Origin of the sequence: Nostoc sp. (genome assembly GCF_036919575.1) — a bacterium.
In the GTDB taxonomy this organism is placed as follows: domain Bacteria; phylum Cyanobacteriota; class Cyanobacteriia; order Cyanobacteriales; family Nostocaceae; genus Nostoc.
Window position 1 is genome coordinate 1 of the sequence record NZ_JBALBY010000096.1, and the last position, 17,729, is coordinate 17,729.

Consider the following 17,729-nt stretch of genomic DNA (forward strand, 5'->3'; position numbering starts at 1 on the left):
GCTCAAAGGCTCAACTCCCAAGCTCAAAGGCTCAACTCCCAAGCTCAAAGGCTCAACTCCCAAGCTCAAAGGCTCAACTCCCAAGCTCAAAGGCTTCCAACTTCCCTGCTGATCAATAATTCCTTGATGTACAGAGCAAGTAGATTTATCTGTCCTCCCGCCCGGTGTTAAACGGCTTAGTTTCCCCACTCCCCATTCCCCACTCCCCACTCCCCACTCCCCACTCCCCATTCCCCACTCCCCATTCCCCACTCCCCACTCCCCATTCACCATTCCATTTGAAAATTCCAGGTAAAGTGCTATGACTATTGCGTTAGACCGTCCACAAAAAACTAAGTCTGCCCAAATTCGGGAAAAACTGGGTTATCCGATTATTGATACCGATGTACATACCCAAGAATTTCCCCCAGCATTCTTGGACTATTTAGAGCAAGTTGGTGGAACTGCGATCGCAGAGCGTTTCCAAGAACACTTACCCGGTGCATCTCGCTCTAAATGGTTCAAGCAATCTTGGGATGAACGCCGCGCTAACCGCACCGCCCGCCCTCCTTTTTGGACTCGTCCCACTAACGACGCTTTAAATTTAGCTACCATTAGTTTGCCAAAGTTGCTGCACGAACGCTTACAAGAAGCTGGTACAGACTTTGCCATTGTGTACCCCAACTTGGCAACGATGGCGCCACACATCGGGAATGAAGAAATGCGGCGGGCTGTTTGTCGTGCAGCTAACACTTATCACGCTGAGATTTTCCGCCCTTATAGCGATCGCTTAACACCCATTGCTTCCATCCCCATGAATACGCCCGAAGAGGCGATCGCAGAATTGGAATATGCGGTAAAAGTGCTGGGACTCAAAGCCATTCAAATCCCCGGCCATATCCGCCGCCCGATTCCCGCCTTTGAGAAGTATGGCGAAGAAGTAGCCAACGAAGCCATCTGGATTGACACCTTTGGCTTGGATAGTAAGTATGATTACGATCCCTTCTGGGCTAAGTGCGTAGAACTTAAAGTTGTACCCACCACCCACTCTTCTGGTATGGGCTGGATCAATCGGCGTTCCATTAGCAATTACCAATACAACCATATTGGTCACTTTGCATCGGCTGCGGAAGCACTGTGTAAATCTCTATTCTTTGGTGGTGTAACTCACCGCTTCCCCACACTCAAGTTTGCTTTCTTAGAAGGAGGTTCAGCTTGGGGTGCTAGTTTGTACACCGATTTAATTTGGCACTGGGATACCCGTAATAAAGACCATTTGGTGGAAAATAATAATCCTGCCAATATCGATCGCGAAGAACTGCTAGAACTATATACCCGTTATGGTGGCGAACTAGTACATGGTCGTTTGGATCAGCTAGGTACTGGTCTAGGTTTCCACGCCGAATTAGTAGCCCCCTTAGAACCAGGTGATTTGGATGAATTCGCCGTTGCAGGAGTTACCAAGCCAGAGGATATCCGCGATCGCTTCTTGAATCATTTCTACTTCGGGACAGAATCAGATGATACCCGTGTAGCTCAAGCATTTAACCGCAAAGCTAATCCCTATGGCGATCGCGTTAAGGCATTTTTGGGTTCCGATTCTGGTCACTGGGATGTACCTGATATTACTGCGATCGCTGCTAATACTTATTCAATGGTAGAACGCAAAATTATCACCGAAGAAGATTTGCAGTACTTCCTATCAATTCATCCGTTGGAGTTGTACACCAGCCTGAATCGTGATTTCTTCAAAGGTACGGCTGTGGAGAAAACCGCAGATGAATTTTTGGCTAGCGCCGGCCGTTAATTCCATCTTCTCGTTATGTCCCTCAATCTTGATGATCCCCCCAACCCCCCTTAAAAAGGGGGGCAAAAAGTGCCTCAATTCCCCCCTTTTTAAGGGGGGCTAGGGGGATCTTAAAGATACACAAATCTTTTGAATAATTTAGGGTAAACTATCATGACGATCGCTCTAGACCGCCCCCAAAAAACTAGGTCTGCTCAGATTCGAGAAAAACTTGGTTATCCGATTATTGACACTGATGTACATACCCAGGAATTTGAACCAGCAGTCTTGGATTATTTAGAACAAGTTGGTGGAACTGCACTTGTCGAACGTTTCAAAGAGAATTTACCAGGAGCTTCCCGCTTTAAGTGGTATAAGCAAAGTTGGGAAGAACGTTTTGCTTATCGCACCAATCGCCCTAACTGGTGGGGTCGTCCCACAAAAAATACTTTGAATTTGGCTACCATTAGCTTACCCAAGTTGTTGCATGAACGCTTGCAAGAAGCAGGTACAGACTTTGCCGTTGTGTACCCCAACTTGGCAACAATGGCGCCGAATATCGGTAACGAAGAAATGCGGCGGGCTGTTTGTCGAGCAGTTAACACCTACCATGCTGATATTTTCCGCCCTTATAGCGATCGCTTAACACCCATTGCCGCCATTCCCCTGCACACTCCCGAAGAAGGGATTGAAGAGTTGGAATATGCGGTGAATGTTCTCGGACTCAAAGCAATTCAAATCCCCGGTTACGTCCGTCGTCCAATTCCTGCTTTTGAAAAGTATGGTAAAGAAGTCGCTAACGAAGTCGTTTGGATTGATAACTTTGGCTTAGATAGCCAGTATGATTACGATCCATTCTGGGCTAAGTGCGTAGAACTGAAAGTTGTACCCACAACTCACGCTTCTAGCCAAGGTTGGACAACTCAGCGTTCTGTCACCAACGCCCAGTATAATCATATTAATCACTTTGCTTTTGCAGCCGAAGCATTATGCAAATCGCTGTTCTTTGGTGGAGTTACCCGCCGCTTCCCACAATTAAAGTTTGCCTTTTTAGAAGGTGGTTCAGCTTGGGGTGCTAGTCTATACGCTGATATTATTTGGCATTGGGAAACCCGCAACAAACAACATTTGTTGACAAATAACAATCCTGCGATTATCGATAAGGAAGCACTTGTAGAGTTGTACACCCGCTACGGTGGCGAACTTGTAGAAGGACGCTTAGATAAAATTGGTGACGGTTTAGGATTCCACCATCAACTATTGGCACCAGAAGATCCAGGCGAACTCGACGAATTTGAGCTAGCAGGAATTGAGAAACCAGAAGATGTGCGCGATCGCTTCTGGAATCATTTCTACTTCGGTACAGAATCAGATGATACCCGTGTATCTCAAGCTTTTAATCGTGCAGCGAATCCCTTTGGCGACAGAGTTAAAGCCTTCTTGGGTTCCGATTCCGGTCACTGGGATGTGCCAGATATCACCGCCGTTACTGCCAACGCCTACTCAATGGTAGAACACGAAATCATTACCGAAGAAGACCTCCGCTACTTCCTCTCAATCCATCCTTTGGAGTTGTACACCAGTCTCAATCAAGACTTCTTCAAAGGTACAGGTGTTGAGAAAGCCGCAAACGAATATCTAGCGGCTAAGAAATAACTGTCATTAGTCATTAGTCATTAGTCATTTGCAAATGACAAATTACTAATGACAAAGGACAATTACAACGTTCCATGTTCCATTTCCTCTGTTCGTTTGTAGCGTGGGCTTTGCCCACTCTACATTTCTCTTAAATAACGTTTATTTGGATAATTTATTAGAAGAATCTCGCATTAAAACTCTATCCCTTCATGGGTAGAGTATTCTGAATTCTGAATTCTGAATTCTGACTCCTGTTTTATTGCTTTGAAATTCCTAAAAGGATGATTTGATTATGGTGCTAGAAATTACAAAACCAAAGGATTACATTGATGTAGCAGTTTCTCTATCCAAGGAACTTGCTAAATCCGCAGTTGAACGGGATGCCAAAGCCGGAATCCCAGAAGAAGAAATTAATAAACTGCGTGAGAGTGGCTTGTTATCACTGGTTGTACCCAAGCAATATGGTGGGATTGGCGCAACTTGGATTGATGCCTTAAAAATTGTCAGAAAACTGTCAAAAGCAGATGGTTCAATTGGTCAGTTGTATGGTAATCATCTCAATTTGACGGCTTTGGGTCACGTTTCCGGCACGCCAGCCCAAAAGGAAAAATATTATAGAGAAACTGCTAAGAAGAACTTATTTTGGGCAAATGCCATTAATACGCGGGATACTAGGCTGAAAATTAACCCAGAAGGCGAAAATTTTCGTGTTAATGGGGTTAAAAGCTTTGGTACGGGTATTTCCGTTGCGGATTTCCGGGTATTCTCCGCTTTGGAAGATGGCGTAGAATTGCCTTTTATATTCATAATTCCCAAAGACAGGGAAGGGTTAGTTTCCAATCAAGATTGGGACAACATCGGGCAACGTCGCACTGATAGCGGTAGTTATACATTTAACAATGTTCTAGTAGAGAAAGATGAGATTTTGGGGCCAGCAAATCCTCCTGATAGTGCCTTCTCAACTTTTCTTGGTATTATTGCCCAGCTAACAAAAACCAACGTTTATCTGGGAATTACTAAAGGAGCTTTCGCCGCCGCTCGTGAGTACACTAAAACTACTACTCAACCGTGGATTACATCAGGAGTAGAGAGTGCTACTCAAGACCCATATATTCTGCATCATTACGGAGACTTTTGGGTAGAAATTCAAGCTGCGATCGCTCTAGCTGACCAAGCAGCCGAGAAGGTACAAGCAGCATGGGACAAGGATGCAGAACTCACTCATCAAGAAAGGGGAGAAGTAGCGATCGCAGTTTCCGCAGCGAAGGCATTAGCTACCCGTGTAGGTATAGATATTACCAACCGCATCTTTGAAGTTACGGGAACTCGCGCCACAGCAACCAAATATGGATTTGACCGTTATTGGCGGGACTTACGAACCTTTACCCTGCACGATCCTGTAGATTACAAATTGCGTGCGATCGGCGATTGGTTACTCAACGATCAGCTACCCGTCATCACCCAATATTCTTAAGGAGATGAGGGAGATGAGGGGGATGAGGGGGATAAACAATGCCCAATATTTAAGCTGTCTACTCGCTGTCTTGTAGGGTGGGTATTATTTAATCTCCACCTTACTTACCTAAATCCAAAATCGTTCGACTGAGCGAAGTCGAAGTCCAAAATCGTTCGACTGAGCGAAGTCGAAGTCCAAAATCTAAAATTGATATGACTCAACTAAAAACACTTCCCACCTACGACCCAAGTTTATTTGAGGGAGCTGCTGAAGGCTACGCTCAATATAGAACCAAATACCCACCAGTTGTATTCGACAAACTAGCCGAAATATTTAATCTCAATGGTCAAGGACGACTTCTTGATTTAGGTACTGGCCCAGGATTAATTTCAATTCCTCTGCGAACCAAATTTGAGGAAGTTGTGGCGATCGATCCCGATCCCGATATGATTGCCGAAGCTAAACGGCAAGCAGCAGCAGTAGGAGCAAATAATATTACTTGGTTAGAACAAGGAGCAGAACTAATTGACTCTAGTCTAGGGACATTTAAGTTAGCCACTATTGGTAGAGCCTTCCACTGGATGGAACGCGAATTAGTCCTTGAACGCCTTTATGAATTGCTCACTGATGATGGTGGACTAGCACTGCTTCAGACTGGTGACAGCCCTTGGGAAAGCAATCTACCTTGGAAACAAGCTGCTGTTGGAGTAGTAAAGAAATGGTTAGGTGAAGAGCGGCGGACTGGACAACGAGGACAAGGCATTCGTAAGCCAGTCGATCCTCCCCATGAAGTCGTAATTGGCAATTCGGCTTTTACTCGTCAACAAGTCTATGAAGTGCCATTTGAAAAATCTTGGACTGTCGATAGCTATCTCGGCTACTTATACACTACAGCCTTCTCTCTCAAAATTTTCTATGGTGATAACGCCCCAGCATTTGAAAAGGATCTCAAAGAAGCACTACTAGCAGTTGAGCCGTCTGGACATTTTACAGAAGAACTCAAAGCTACAATCCTAGTCGCTTGGAAGCACTAGCAAAATTGAACAGGAACAAGCCAGAGTTTCACTCACAAATTTTAATCTTCCACTAGCACGACATTGGAGTGGGCCTTTCTCACTCCACTTCCTAAATTTTTCCTCTTAAGCTAAAAAACATCTAAATTGCATAATCGAATTAAACTTACCTCAAGAAATTACATTGAATCATGTTCAGAAGCTACAGAAAGTCATGGTTGCCTGCCAGTATAGCTCGTTATTTTTTGCTGGCGTTTACGACTTTTCTGTTAGTTACAGGTTGTAGCTCTCCAAGTACTCAAAGCAATACTCCCCAAGTTGAGCCAACTACTGCAAGCTCAAAAAAACTAGAGGTGATCAACATCGGTCATCAGAGTGGTACACCAGGTCTGAACCTACTTAAAGCTCAGGGCTATTTGGAAAAGCGCTTTGCTGCTAATGGCATCACTATTAAGTGGATACAATTTCGCGGCGGCCCGCCAATGATGGAAGCAATGGCCGCAAACAGTGTTGATATTGGTAACGTTGGAAATCTACCACCAATTTTTGCTCAAGCTGGTGATAATCCCATTGTTTATGTTGCTGCAACTGGTTCCAATGCAGGCGCTCAAGCAGTTATTGTCCGTAAGGATTCACCAATCAAAACTCTTGCGGAACTCAAGGGTAAGAAAGTTGCGATCCAAAAAGGAACAGCCCTGCAATATTTGCTTTTGAAAGCTATAGCAAGTGCTGGATTAACTCTCAATGATATTCAACCTGCTTACCTAACTATTCCAGAAAGTCAGGTTGCTTTTGAAGGTGCCAAGGTTGATGTGTTACCCACTAGCGATCCGTTTTATGCTCGGAAAGAGCGAGCAAATGAAATACGAGTTCTAGCCAAAGGTTCTGATGTCGCGCCCCAAAGAGCCTACTATATCGCTACACGCAATTTTGCTGAAAATCACCCCGACTTAGTAAAGATAATCTTGGAAGAACAAAGAAAAGCAGAAGAATGGGCTAAAGCTAACCCCAATGAAGTTGCTAACTTATTGGCAGCGCAAACTAAAGAAGAACCAGGAGTCTGGAAATGGGCTTTAGAGAGACGGCCTATCTTGGGTGTGTTTGATATAACTGATGAATTTGTAGCTGAACAACAGCAGGTAGTTGATCTTTTCTACAGTCAAAAGCTGATTCCTAAAACTTTTCAAATCAAAGATGCAGTATGGAAACCTAAAAGTTGATTTATTAAAAGAGAAGTCAGAATGATTGGAGGCTATACAGCACTTTTTACGATCAACAGTGCTGTAAAGCTTTTATATTTACATTTGATAACTTGACATAAGTTTTATGGCACTGATCTTAATAGCTTGATATGAATAAATATCGTGATTTATCAAACAGAATTCAGGAGTCAGGAGTCAGAATTCAGAATGAATTCTGTGCGACACTTCGACCGGCTCAGTGCATCGCTGGCGGATGAATAATCGGCGTTTTTGCACCCCACCAAATTTTATTGTTTTGTGGTCTTCTCCCAAGGGGAGACGCCAAAGGCGAACAATCAATCGCGGGTCTGAATCCCCGACTGATTGATTCTGACTCCTGAATTCTGACTTCTGAATTCTTCTTTAATGATAGATATTTTTAATTATAGAAAAAATATTTAATTAGTCTAATTTTCAACTATATTAATAAGCAAGAGTTTTTTTGGTTATTTAGATCGCAATTAATCATAATCGTTCTGACCACGCATAAAGGAATAAATAAAACAACCCATGTCAGCTTTAAAAGGAAAGTTTGAATTCAGGAAAAGCCAGAGAACAACACGTCGTTCCTTGTTGTTTTCTCTGGGCTACTGCTTAATGCTATCGACGGCCTTATCGAGTTGTAGTGAACCCAAAAATAACACTCAGCAGTCGGCAGCTTCCCCTGAATCGGTAGCTTCATCTAGCACTACAGAGAAATCAACCCAAAAGCAGCAAGTAGTGCGGATTGTGCGTTCCAAACAACTTTCCGCTCTAGCAGTTTTAGAAAAGCAAGGTTCCTTGGAAAAGCGATTAGAGCCTCTAGGTTTTAAAGTACAGTGGCCTGAGTTTGCGGCTGGACCACAACAGTTAGAAGCATTGAATGCAAATGGATTGGATATCGCATCTACAGCCGAATCACCTCCTGTATTTTCACAATCAGCAGGAGTGCCCATTGTTTATTTAGCTACTACATATCCCAGTGGTAAAGCAATTTCACTTTTAGTTCCTGTAAACTCTCCGATTAAAAGTGTTGCCGATTTGAAAGGCAAAAAAGTGGCTTTCCAGAAAGCCTCCATCGGTCACTACCTATTAGTTAAGGCATTAGAAGACGCGGGACTGAAACTGAGCGATGTCAAATCAGTTTTTTTAACACCGGCAGATGCAAATGCGGCCTTCAGTCAGAACAAGGTGGATGCTTGGTATATTTGGGAGCCATTCGCTACCAGAAATGTACAAAATAAAATAGCTCGTGTTTTAGCAGATGGTGGTAAATTGCGAGATACTGGCAACTTTTACTCAACCTCACGCCAATTTTATCAGGCTCATCCTGACGTGATTAAAGTGTTTCTAGAGGAGCTACAAAAGACAGAAATCTGGACTAAGGATCATCCCAAAGAAGTAGCACAACTGCTTGCTCCTGTAACTCAGCTAGATCCACCGACTCTAGAAATAATGCATGATAAATATGACTATGGACTGGTACCAATTACCGAGAAAGTCATCATCAAGCAACAGCAAGTTGCAGACAAGTGGTACAGCTTAGGACTTATCCCCAAGAAGGTGAATGTTAGAGAGGGATTTTTGACACCTGAAGAGTACGCCAAAATTACTCCCGCAGATGTGTTAGCGAAGAAGTAGTTATCCCCAAGAAGAAACAAAGTAAAACACAGGAGAATGTTATGTCTACCTCGACTTTAAGAAAAGTTCAAATTAGGTCTATTGATGCCCCTTTGGGAGCCATAGTTACCGATCTTGATGCCAGTCAACCGATCGCACCTGAAGTCATCTTACAACTTAAAGAAGCTCTGCGCGATCGCCATATCTTGATCTTCAAAGACCAAAAGCTTTCTGATCAAGAACTTTTGAACTTTTCGTTATACTTTGGCGCACTCTTTGTACCATCTGATCAGACTCCAGTATTGGCTTCTAAACCAGGAGAAACTCCGGTGGTGATTCCGATTTCCAACGTCGATGGTGGCTATACTGGTACTGGAGAACTCACTTTCCATTCTGATCACAAATGGACTCCCACCCCATCTAGTGGTTCGCTTCTTTATGCCTTGGAAATACCGTCTCAAGGTGGAGATACTTATTGGTTAAATACCAATTTGGCATATCAGGCGTTAGATGAAACCACCAAAGAACGAATTGCAGATTTACAGTTAATTACCTACAACCCATTTTTGCAAGACCGGAATGCACCCCGCTCTTTGTATCGTTTAGACAAGAGTATTCCTTTAATAAGTCCGATCTTTCCCCATCCTTTAGTTAGGACACATCCAGAGAGTGGTAAAAAGCATCTTTATTTAGATATTGCTACGGAAGTGGAAATTGTCGGGCTAGAGCCGGAAGAAGGATCTAAACTGATTGAACAGTTAAGGCAACATCTAAATCAACCCAAGTTCTACTACCAACATAAATGGTCTGTAGGTGATATTGTCTACTGGGATAATCAAGCTACCTTGCATTACCGTCAAGCATTCGATCCAAATGAGCGACGAGTATTGAAGCGGGTTAGCCTTGCAGGTAGTCGTCCCTTTTAGGCTTTATCACTCAGGAAATTAAGCTCATAGGTGTTTAGATTCTACATTTTATTAAGGCAGTCAAGAGTCAAGAGTTATTCTCGACTCTTGACCCCGTGAAAAACAAGATTCCCGACTTATTTGAGAAGTTGGGAATCTTGGGCTACAATTCTCACAAATCAAATAGGATTGCTATAAATATCTTTAATATAAACAAATAAAAACCTAATAAAACTTCTCTAATTTTCACATTATATGCTTATAAAAATATAAGAAACTCAAAGGATTATTTTTTTTAAACTAGTGTTGATGAATACTTTATTTTAAAAACAAATCCGATACAATCTAGACTGAAATTGATAGTTGTTGTCACTCATTAAAAAGGCTGCGACGAAAATTTTTAAATTTCAATAGACAAAAAATGTTATGGCATTTTTTAAATCTTTGCATAGCCTCAAGTTGTCTAGCAATAAGCCGCTACAACCAAACAGAAAAAAGATAAAACCGGTATATGAATATATCCTAAATACTAAATCTATAGAAGCAAAATATAAAATTGATCGTACACATATATCTTTATTGATGGCTACTTGCTTCCTCACAATACCAATGGTCATATTTGGTTGTAGCCAAGAAACTAAAACTACTCAAAACGAACCAGCCCCAATTAGTACACAATCTCAAAGTCAAAAAGTTTCTAATATTGCACAAAAGCAAGAGCTACGAGTTGTTTATTCTAAGCTTGGTTCTCTTGCAGTGATGAGAAAGCAAGGAACTCTAGAAAAGAGTTTAGCAGCAAAGAATTTTACTGTAAAGTGGCTAGAGTTTGCTGCAGGACCCCAAGCTTTAGAAGCGTTAAACGCTGGTTCTCTTGATATCGCAGCCACAGCTGAGTCACCACCTATATTCGCTCAAGCCGCAGGTACACCTCTTGTGTATGTTGCAACGACCCCATTTAATGGTAAAGGAGTTTCTTTTTTAGTACCAAAAAACTCTCCAGTTAAAAGTGTTGCTGACTTTAAGGGCAAAAAAGTTTCCTTTCAAAAAGCCTCTATTGCCCACTATGTTTTACTAAAAGCGCTACAAAAAGAGGGACTAAAGCTGAGTGATATAAAATCTCTTTTTCTCCCACCTCCAGATGCAAATGTGGCTTTCAGCCAAGGAGGAATTGATGTTTGGGTAATTTGGGAACCTTACATTACTAGAAATGTCCAAAAAAATCTTGGACGTGTATTAATAGATGGGCAAGGACTCCAGGATATTGGTGGCTTTTATACCAGCTCACGTAAATTTGCCAAAGAGCATCCTGAGATTCTCAAAGTTTTTCTAGAGGAGTTTATCAAAGCCGAAGATTGGTCGCATAAAAATATTGATAAGTTAGCAGAACTTGAAACAGGTGATGTTGGTATTGATGTACCTACTCTGAAAGCAATTCATAGTAAAGCAGTATATGGTCTGCTACCAATCACCGATGAAGTTGTTAACAAACAACAACAAATAGCTGATTTATGGTATGCACAAGGACTTCTACCAAAAAAGGTTAATGTCAAAGATGGAGTACTTACTCCAGAAGAATATGCAGCATTCACACCTGATTCCATTAAATCTAATAAATAAATGTAATCAACTAAAAAAATGGATAATTTACGTTGTTAGCTGATGTTTTTATATCAGTAGTTAATCAAAAATTGAGGTGCAAAAATAAATGTTTAATAATTTCGTGATAACTAAGACAACAATAATCGGTAAATTAGCCTTATTTGTAATGCCTGGTTTTCTAGCTTTATCTACTACTTTAATCAGTTGTACGTCAACTGTATCTAATACAAATACAGGAACTGATACTAAAGCAGATCCAGCCGGGGCAAAGACTATAACTTTTAAAACAAAAGTGCTGCGGGTTGGGTATCAAAGCTCTGGTGATTTAGTTAGAGTGACAGGAGTTTTAGAAAAACGTTTGTCACCCTTGGGTGTGAAAGTTGAGTGGGCACAATTTGCTCAAGGGCCGCAACTAATGGAAGCGATGAATGTGGATAAAATTGATATTGGATCAGTTGGAGAAACTCCTCCCATTTTTGCTCAAGCTGCTGGTGCGAGAATCGTCTATCTTGCTGGTAGACGAATTACTGCTACTTCAGGTAAAGGGAGTGCGATCGCAGTTCCTAAAGGTTCTCCAATTAAGACTTTAGCTGGTATTAAAGGACAAAAAGTCGTCTTTCAAAAAGGTTCTGCTTCTCACTATTTTATCATCAAAGCTTTAGAAGAGGTCGGCTTGAAATATAGTGATATTAAAGTCTTGAGTATGCCCAATGTCGAAGCCCGTGGTGCATTTATTCAGGGCACTATTCCAGTTTGGGTAACTGGTGATCCTCACTTAGCTTTAGTGGAAAAACTCCACGGTGCGCGTGTGCTGAGAGATGCTACAAATATTGGTACTCCAGGTGGATATTATGTAGGAACACGCCAGTTTGCTAAGGAAAATCCCGAATTACTTCGGATTATCTTGGAAGAGATTGATAAAAACGGTCAATGGGCAGAAGCAAATCGTAAAGAGGTAGCCAAACTAATAGCACCGGTACTTAAAATTGATCTCCCCATTCAAGAAATAATTTCTGGACGCGCTAATTATCGACTTAAAGGAATTACTCCAGAATTGATGAAAGCTCAACAAAGTGTTGCAGATTTATTTTATAAGGAAAAAATATTACCCAAAAAGATTGATGTTCAAGAAGCTTTGCTTACACCCAAAGAATATGCAGCTATTACTCCACCAACACTTATAAGTGAAAAGTAGAAAATAATCAGATATGAAGACTGGGGATTAGGAAATAGTTTTCCAATACCAAATCTCGAATCCCTTTAAATCCTTCATGCTAAACAAGCCTAATTGAGGAAAAGCCACTTTTTGCAAATCTCCAGACTTGATTTTTTAATAAATGCGAATCATTTTAGAAATAGCTAAAAAGATCGCTAAGTTTTTTCAAACCAACTAGAATACCAATTTCCTAAAACCAAAAAGAGATTTGTTCAATTAGTGCAATCTCAAGTTTTAATACTAAATTGGTGTTCTAGGAGGTTGACAAAACAACTTCCGATTATCTTACTTGCTTTTGAAAGTAAGACTTACAACCCACATTCCGCAATTCATTTTGTAATCTCTGAAGATTAGGAAATATAGCGATGTCTAGGTTCGGCTGCGCCTACGCAATCTAACCACAAGCATAGCCCAACCACCAATAATCGTCAGTATTAATATTTAATAACATGACCATTATTGGGAATTATTTTTGAACTATTCATAGAATACATTTTGAAGTGCAGAATATGGGTTACAACTTAAAAGCTAAAACTTACGAGGAAAATCACAACTGATGAACAAGCCATTTCAACCACAACGCCGCACAGTTTTAAAGCGTATTGTCCAATATTCAGCACTAGGACTGGTTGCTTTATTATCTCCTTTTGCGGGTAGCCTTATGCAAAGCACCCAAGCGCAAACAAACGCCAAAGTAATTAACTTGGCCTATCAAAGTTCTGGTGATATTGTCAAAGCCAGAAAAGCTGTTGAGCCACGTTTCAAAGCATTGGGTGTAACTGTGAATTGGGTTGGGCCATTTGCAGCAGGGCCGCAATTGATAGAAGCGCTGAATGCAGGTAAGGTGGATATCGGTAGTGTCGGAGAAACACCTCCAATATTTTCCCAAGCCACAATCCCAGGCACGCCTAAATTTGTCTATATTGCTGGACGCACGCCTACCGATGGGACAAACCAAGGTATTGTGGTGAAAGCTAATTCTCCCATTAAGACAGTAGCGGATCTTAAAGGTAAGAAAATTGCTTTTCAGGTAGGGTCGAATGCACAGTATTTACTAGCAAAAGCTTTGCAAGAGGTAGGGTTAAAAATTAGCGATATTCAAATCGTTGCTTTGACTCCACCTCAAGCCCGCGACGCCTTTCTTCAAGGCAAGGCTGATGCCTGGGTGGGTGGCGATCCGTTCTTAGCTGTTGTGCAAAGTACTAATACTACTCCGATTCGGATTTTGAGAAATGCAGCCGGAATTAACACTTTAGGCGGATTTTATCTTGGCAGGCGTTCATTTGTCACCCAAAATCCGGCATTGGTGCAAGTGTTTTTAGAGGAAGCAGAGACGGCAGGAGAATTTGCTGAAAAAAACCCAACTATAATTGCCAACGAGTTAGCTCCTGAACTGAAATTAGATGTATCAATTGTAGAAAAGGTGGTACGCCGTAGTGCTTATAGATTGAGAAGACTCACACCTGCGATCATTGCCCAACAGCAGAGCGTTGCTGATTTTTATTTTGCACAAAAAGTCATCACGCGTAAGATAGATATCAAACAAGCGGTTCTTCCTACTCTAGAATATCAAGCCATCACACCTGCTAATATCAAGTAACGGTAAACAGGTAGAGGCAGGTTTATAAGAAGAATTCAGAACTCAGGAGTCAGAATTCAGAATTGAATTGGAGTCCGAGTGGATGATGAATATTGGTTAAAACCTCGCCCTTGGCGATGCTCTGAGCGTGGCCGAAGGGTGGGCGAAAAAAATTAAAATATTCTCGCCTTAAAACTCTATCCCTTTATGGGTAGAGTATTCACCAATTCTGAATTCTGTATTCTGACTCCTGTTTTATTCAGCTATTAAGTTGGCTGGCTGTACTGCTTCAATAAGGGGCTTAACAAGTTGCTCAAGCCGCTTGTTAAGCCCCTTGTCTAGTTAATTGAAAACTGGTATGAAATCCAAAGAAATTTATCTCTTCAGGTGGCTCGTAACTTTATTTTGGGACACCTTAAACAACAGGTGGGCTTAGTCCCTCAAAGCTATTTAAGTAGACGTAGGTTGGGTGGAGCGGAGCGCAACCCAACATATATCAGGATGTTGGGTTACGCAAAGCCTCCACCCAACAAAGCAATTTTTTTGCAACTATCACTTTCACTGCATCTATCTAGGGTTATAGAAATTGTAGGTAGGTGATTATGTACTACATCAACTATTATGCAAGCTATTTAAGCTAATAATAGAGTTGTCTCAATCCAGGGGATGAAAATATGAAGGTTTGGCTTGCCTGCTTTTTGGTGCTGTTTGCCTTGGCGGAACTGTTTGACTGGTTGCAAAAATTTAATCTACCATTACCTATCTATATTTTGGGTGGCGCTTTTTTAGCTGTTGCTTCTAACTATGATCAGATTTTTAGCTCATATTTCGCTGATTCAAGCATCGAAGCATTAGTTGAACAACCCCAGTTAGATTCACTAACCCCATCTACTAATCCTATTTCTTTGCCAATTGCCAGTCCTGTTGAAGATCCTCAAATATCTCAAACAGATGATTAGCTGCATAGTGCTATACACCAATAACCAGCGAGTAAATTGCTACATTAATAGGAGCTTCTGGTTAATTAGCTTTTAACCTAGAGTGTGAAAATTAACTTTTACGCCTGCAACATCTACCCAATTCAGGCTACCGTCGCAACGCCGTGATTAGTGGACTATTAGAAAAACTTCGTGTCCCCTTTGTCAAATTTCAGGATTATCGTAAAACTGACAAGAGCAAAAGCTGGCTGCAAACTATTTTGGTTACTAGTGTAGGAGTCACCGCCTTTATCTGGGGAGTTCGGGAACTCAAATGGTTGCAGCCTTGGGAGTTGAGAGTTTATGACCAGATGTTGCGATCGCGTCCAGCACAACCACCCGATCGCCGGATTTTGCTGGTAAAAATCACTGATGAGGATCTCAAACGAGAGAAATGGACTCTATCAGATCGTAGAATCAATCAACTTTTAAAGAAAATAGAGTCTTATCAACCGCGAATTGTTGGTTTATATCTTTTCCAACCAGAAGACAACAATTTAGCAGCTAATCTCCAAAATCAAGATAACATTATTAGCACCTGTTTGTTCAGCAGCTTGGGTAGAGATGAAATTCCACCGCCGCCTAATTTTCCTATAGATAATGTTGGGTTTAGCGATGTGGTTACTGACAATGAAAACGACCAAATTCTTCGCCGAAGTTTGTTATTTGCTAGCTCTACAGACAAGAAATGTACAACATCGTTTGCATTTGGTGCCCTAATTGCAATTAATTATCTGGAAAAACAAGGCATTGAATACCAGTTCACTAAGAAAGGAGAGTTTCAGTTAGGCAAAACCCTCTTTCCGCGTTTAGAAGCTAATTCTGGTAGTTATCAACATCTGGATGCAAATGGCTATCAAATATTATTAAATTACCGTGACCCCAGCAGCCTCGCCGACCAAGTAACCCTCTCACAAGTCCTCAGTGGTCAAGTCAACCCCAATTTAGTCAAAGACCGTCTTGTAATTATTGGCACTACGGCAGCTAATCTACCTCCAGGTGGCTTTTATACGCCCTACAGCGCTTTACCAGATCAACCAGCCAGAATGCCTGCTCTGTTTATTCATGCACAGATAGCAAGTCAACTGATCAGTACAGTGTTGGATGGGCGATCGCTAATTTGGTATTGGCCAGACTGGGCGGAACTTATTTGGGTGTGGGGCTGGTCGCTTTTAGGTAGTATTTTAGCATGGCGGTGGCAAAATCCGTTGCTTTTGCTAGTGGTAGGGGCGATAACTCTACTTGGCTTAGTGGGAATCTGCACTGCTTTGTTTTTGCAAGCCGGATGGGTGCCGTTAATCCCTTCTGCTCTTGCTTTCGTGATTAGTAGTATCTGTGTGATTGCTTATACTAGCTACCAAAATCAGTGGCAAACTCAGGTGATTATTCTGCAAGTTGAAAAACAACAAGAAGCGATCGCCCAATTAAATGTACTCTTAGAAGATAAAACAGCACTTCCCGACTCATATCTTGATTTTCTTCCCCCAATTGATTTACCAGAAATCAAATCTGGTGATTTGCTTTTGAGTGGACGCTACAAAATCTCTAAAACTCTCGGTGCAGGTGGATTTGGTCGCACTTATTTAGCACAGGATACTCAACGACCGGGTAATCCGATTTGTGTAGTGAAAAAGTTAATGCCAGCCCGTCAAGATACACGATTTTTGCAAGTTGCTCGCAGGTTGTTTAATAGTGAAGCTGAAATTTTAGAATCTTTGGGTAAACATCATCAGATTCCCGAACTACTTGCTTATTTTGAAGATGACCAAGAATTCTATTTAATTCAAGAATATATCGAGGGACATACTCTAAGTGAAGAATTACCACCTGGGCAAAATGTGCAAAATGAATCATTTGTCATGGAGATGCTCAAACAAGTTTTAGAAGTTCTCGCATTTATTCACCAGCATCGAGTGATTCATCGTGATATCAAACCGACTAATATTATTAGATGCACTCAAGATAATCGGCTGGTGTTGATTGACTTTGGTGCTGTCAAATTGATGCAGCCGCCAAGTGGTGAGCAAACAGAATTAGCCACAGTAGCTATCGGGACGCGGGGTTATGCACCTCCAGAACAATTTGCCGGTCATCCCCGCTTATGCAGTGACATTTACGCTTTAGGAATGATTGGCATTCAAGCGATAACTGGGATACCACCGCAAGAACTCCACCCAAATCCAGAAACGGGTAATGTGATGTGGCGGCAAACAGCGCCAGTCAGCGAAGAATTAGCGGTAATTTTAGATAAGATGGTTTGCTATCATTTTAGCGATCGCTATCAATCAGCCGCCGCAGTTTTACAAGATTTAAAACGTATGAATATATGGCAGGGGATTTTGTAGGTGCGATCGCAAAAAATATCAGCGACAAGTAGAAGCAGTTATGCCATTCTCAGCCCTGGATTAACCTTACTGCAAAATCTGAATAATACTATCCAAAGGTATTATAGCGGTTCTCGCCTGAGTGAGGTACAAGAACCCCACCCCCAACCCCCTCCCCGCAAGCGAGGAGGGGGCTAAGATGTACCTCATCTGATTAGGAAACGCTATATCGACTTAGTACAGCATTTCATTAATTCGTAGCGAATTAAATTTGGCAATACCCTGCAATGCCAATGCGTCGGCTTACAATGCCAATGCGTTAGCTTACAATGCCAATGCGTTAGCTTACAATGCCAATGCGTTAGCTTACAATGCCAATGCGTTAGCTTACAATGCCAATGCGTTAGCTTACAATGC

The 17,729-nt window shown here is 41.7% G+C and carries 12 protein-coding genes and 1 pseudogene; 12 read left to right on the forward strand and 1 reads right to left on the reverse strand.

Going from position 1 to position 17,729, the window contains the following annotated elements:
* Positions 1 to 273, reverse strand: a pseudogene (locus V7K27_RS24580) (hypothetical protein); the annotation flags it as partial.
* A gap of 28 nt (positions 274 to 301) precedes the next feature.
* Here V7K27_RS24580 and V7K27_RS24585 point away from each other — a divergent pair.
* The 12 genes from V7K27_RS24585 (at position 302) to V7K27_RS24640 (ending at position 17,333) form a co-directional block, all read left to right on the forward strand.
* Complete coding sequence (locus V7K27_RS24585; protein ID WP_334950772.1) at positions 302 to 1,786, forward strand: amidohydrolase family protein; 1,485 nt, start codon at positions 302 to 304, stop codon at positions 1,784 to 1,786.
* Between the two features lie 153 nt (positions 1,787 to 1,939).
* Positions 1,940 to 3,421 (forward strand): amidohydrolase family protein, encoded by a 1,482-nt coding sequence (locus tag V7K27_RS24590; RefSeq protein WP_334950773.1) that lies wholly within the window; start codon positions 1,940 to 1,942, stop codon positions 3,419 to 3,421.
* 274 nt (positions 3,422 to 3,695) lie between these two features.
* Positions 3,696 to 4,877, forward strand: coding sequence for an acyl-CoA dehydrogenase family protein (locus V7K27_RS24595; RefSeq protein WP_334950774.1), 1,182 nt, complete (start codon positions 3,696 to 3,698; stop codon positions 4,875 to 4,877).
* 194 nt (positions 4,878 to 5,071) lie between these two features.
* A complete protein-coding gene (locus V7K27_RS24600; protein WP_334950775.1) occupies positions 5,072 to 5,893 on the forward strand; it encodes a class I SAM-dependent methyltransferase in 822 nt (273 codons plus the stop codon).
* A gap of 170 nt (positions 5,894 to 6,063) precedes the next feature.
* Positions 6,064 to 7,092, forward strand: a complete 1,029-nt coding sequence (locus V7K27_RS24605; RefSeq protein ID WP_334950776.1) for an aliphatic sulfonate ABC transporter substrate-binding protein — start codon at positions 6,064 to 6,066, stop codon at positions 7,090 to 7,092.
* Between the two features lie 531 nt (positions 7,093 to 7,623).
* Positions 7,624 to 8,733, forward strand: coding sequence for an aliphatic sulfonate ABC transporter substrate-binding protein (locus V7K27_RS24610; protein WP_334950777.1), 1,110 nt, complete (start codon positions 7,624 to 7,626; stop codon positions 8,731 to 8,733).
* A gap of 41 nt (positions 8,734 to 8,774) precedes the next feature.
* Positions 8,775 to 9,638 (forward strand): TauD/TfdA dioxygenase family protein, encoded by an 864-nt coding sequence (locus tag V7K27_RS24615; protein WP_334950778.1) that lies wholly within the window; start codon positions 8,775 to 8,777, stop codon positions 9,636 to 9,638.
* 405 nt (positions 9,639 to 10,043) lie between these two features.
* Positions 10,044 to 11,234, forward strand: a complete 1,191-nt coding sequence (locus V7K27_RS24620) for an aliphatic sulfonate ABC transporter substrate-binding protein (RefSeq protein WP_334950780.1) — start codon at positions 10,044 to 10,046, stop codon at positions 11,232 to 11,234.
* An 88-nt stretch (positions 11,235 to 11,322) separates the two neighbouring features.
* Positions 11,323 to 12,411 (forward strand): sulfonate ABC transporter substrate-binding protein, encoded by a 1,089-nt coding sequence (locus V7K27_RS24625; protein WP_334950782.1) that lies wholly within the window; start codon positions 11,323 to 11,325, stop codon positions 12,409 to 12,411.
* A gap of 577 nt (positions 12,412 to 12,988) precedes the next feature.
* Positions 12,989 to 14,032, forward strand: coding sequence for an aliphatic sulfonate ABC transporter substrate-binding protein (locus V7K27_RS24630; protein WP_334950784.1), 1,044 nt, complete (start codon positions 12,989 to 12,991; stop codon positions 14,030 to 14,032).
* A 653-nt stretch (positions 14,033 to 14,685) separates the two neighbouring features.
* Entirely contained in the window at positions 14,686 to 14,970 is a 285-nt protein-coding gene (locus V7K27_RS24635; RefSeq protein WP_334950786.1) for a hypothetical protein, read from the forward strand.
* A 143-nt stretch (positions 14,971 to 15,113) separates the two neighbouring features.
* Positions 15,114 to 17,333 (forward strand): CHASE2 domain-containing protein, encoded by a 2,220-nt coding sequence (locus tag V7K27_RS24640; RefSeq protein WP_334950788.1) that lies wholly within the window; start codon positions 15,114 to 15,116, stop codon positions 17,331 to 17,333.
* The last annotated feature ends 396 nt before the right edge of the window (positions 17,334 to 17,729 follow it).

What these genes read in the sequence shown, in the direction of transcription:
- V7K27_RS24585 (WP_334950772.1), top strand. Translation starts at nt 302, where the DNA reads ATGACTATTGCGTTAGACCGTCCACAAAAAACTAAGTCTGCCCAAATT.
- V7K27_RS24590 (WP_334950773.1), top strand. Translation starts at nt 1,940, where the DNA reads ATGACGATCGCTCTAGACCGCCCCCAAAAAACTAGGTCTGCTCAGATT.
- V7K27_RS24595 (WP_334950774.1), top strand. Translation starts at nt 3,696, where the DNA reads ATGGTGCTAGAAATTACAAAACCAAAGGATTACATTGATGTAGCAGTT.
- V7K27_RS24600 (WP_334950775.1), top strand. Translation starts at nt 5,072, where the DNA reads ATGACTCAACTAAAAACACTTCCCACCTACGACCCAAGTTTATTTGAG.
- V7K27_RS24605 (WP_334950776.1), top strand. Translation starts at nt 6,064, where the DNA reads ATGTTCAGAAGCTACAGAAAGTCATGGTTGCCTGCCAGTATAGCTCGT.
- V7K27_RS24610 (WP_334950777.1), top strand. Translation starts at nt 7,624, where the DNA reads ATGTCAGCTTTAAAAGGAAAGTTTGAATTCAGGAAAAGCCAGAGAACA.
- V7K27_RS24615 (WP_334950778.1), top strand. Translation starts at nt 8,775, where the DNA reads ATGTCTACCTCGACTTTAAGAAAAGTTCAAATTAGGTCTATTGATGCC.
- V7K27_RS24620 (WP_334950780.1), top strand. Translation starts at nt 10,044, where the DNA reads ATGGCATTTTTTAAATCTTTGCATAGCCTCAAGTTGTCTAGCAATAAG.
- V7K27_RS24625 (WP_334950782.1), top strand. Translation starts at nt 11,323, where the DNA reads ATGTTTAATAATTTCGTGATAACTAAGACAACAATAATCGGTAAATTA.
- V7K27_RS24630 (WP_334950784.1), top strand. Translation starts at nt 12,989, where the DNA reads ATGAACAAGCCATTTCAACCACAACGCCGCACAGTTTTAAAGCGTATT.
- V7K27_RS24635 (WP_334950786.1), top strand. Translation starts at nt 14,686, where the DNA reads ATGAAGGTTTGGCTTGCCTGCTTTTTGGTGCTGTTTGCCTTGGCGGAA.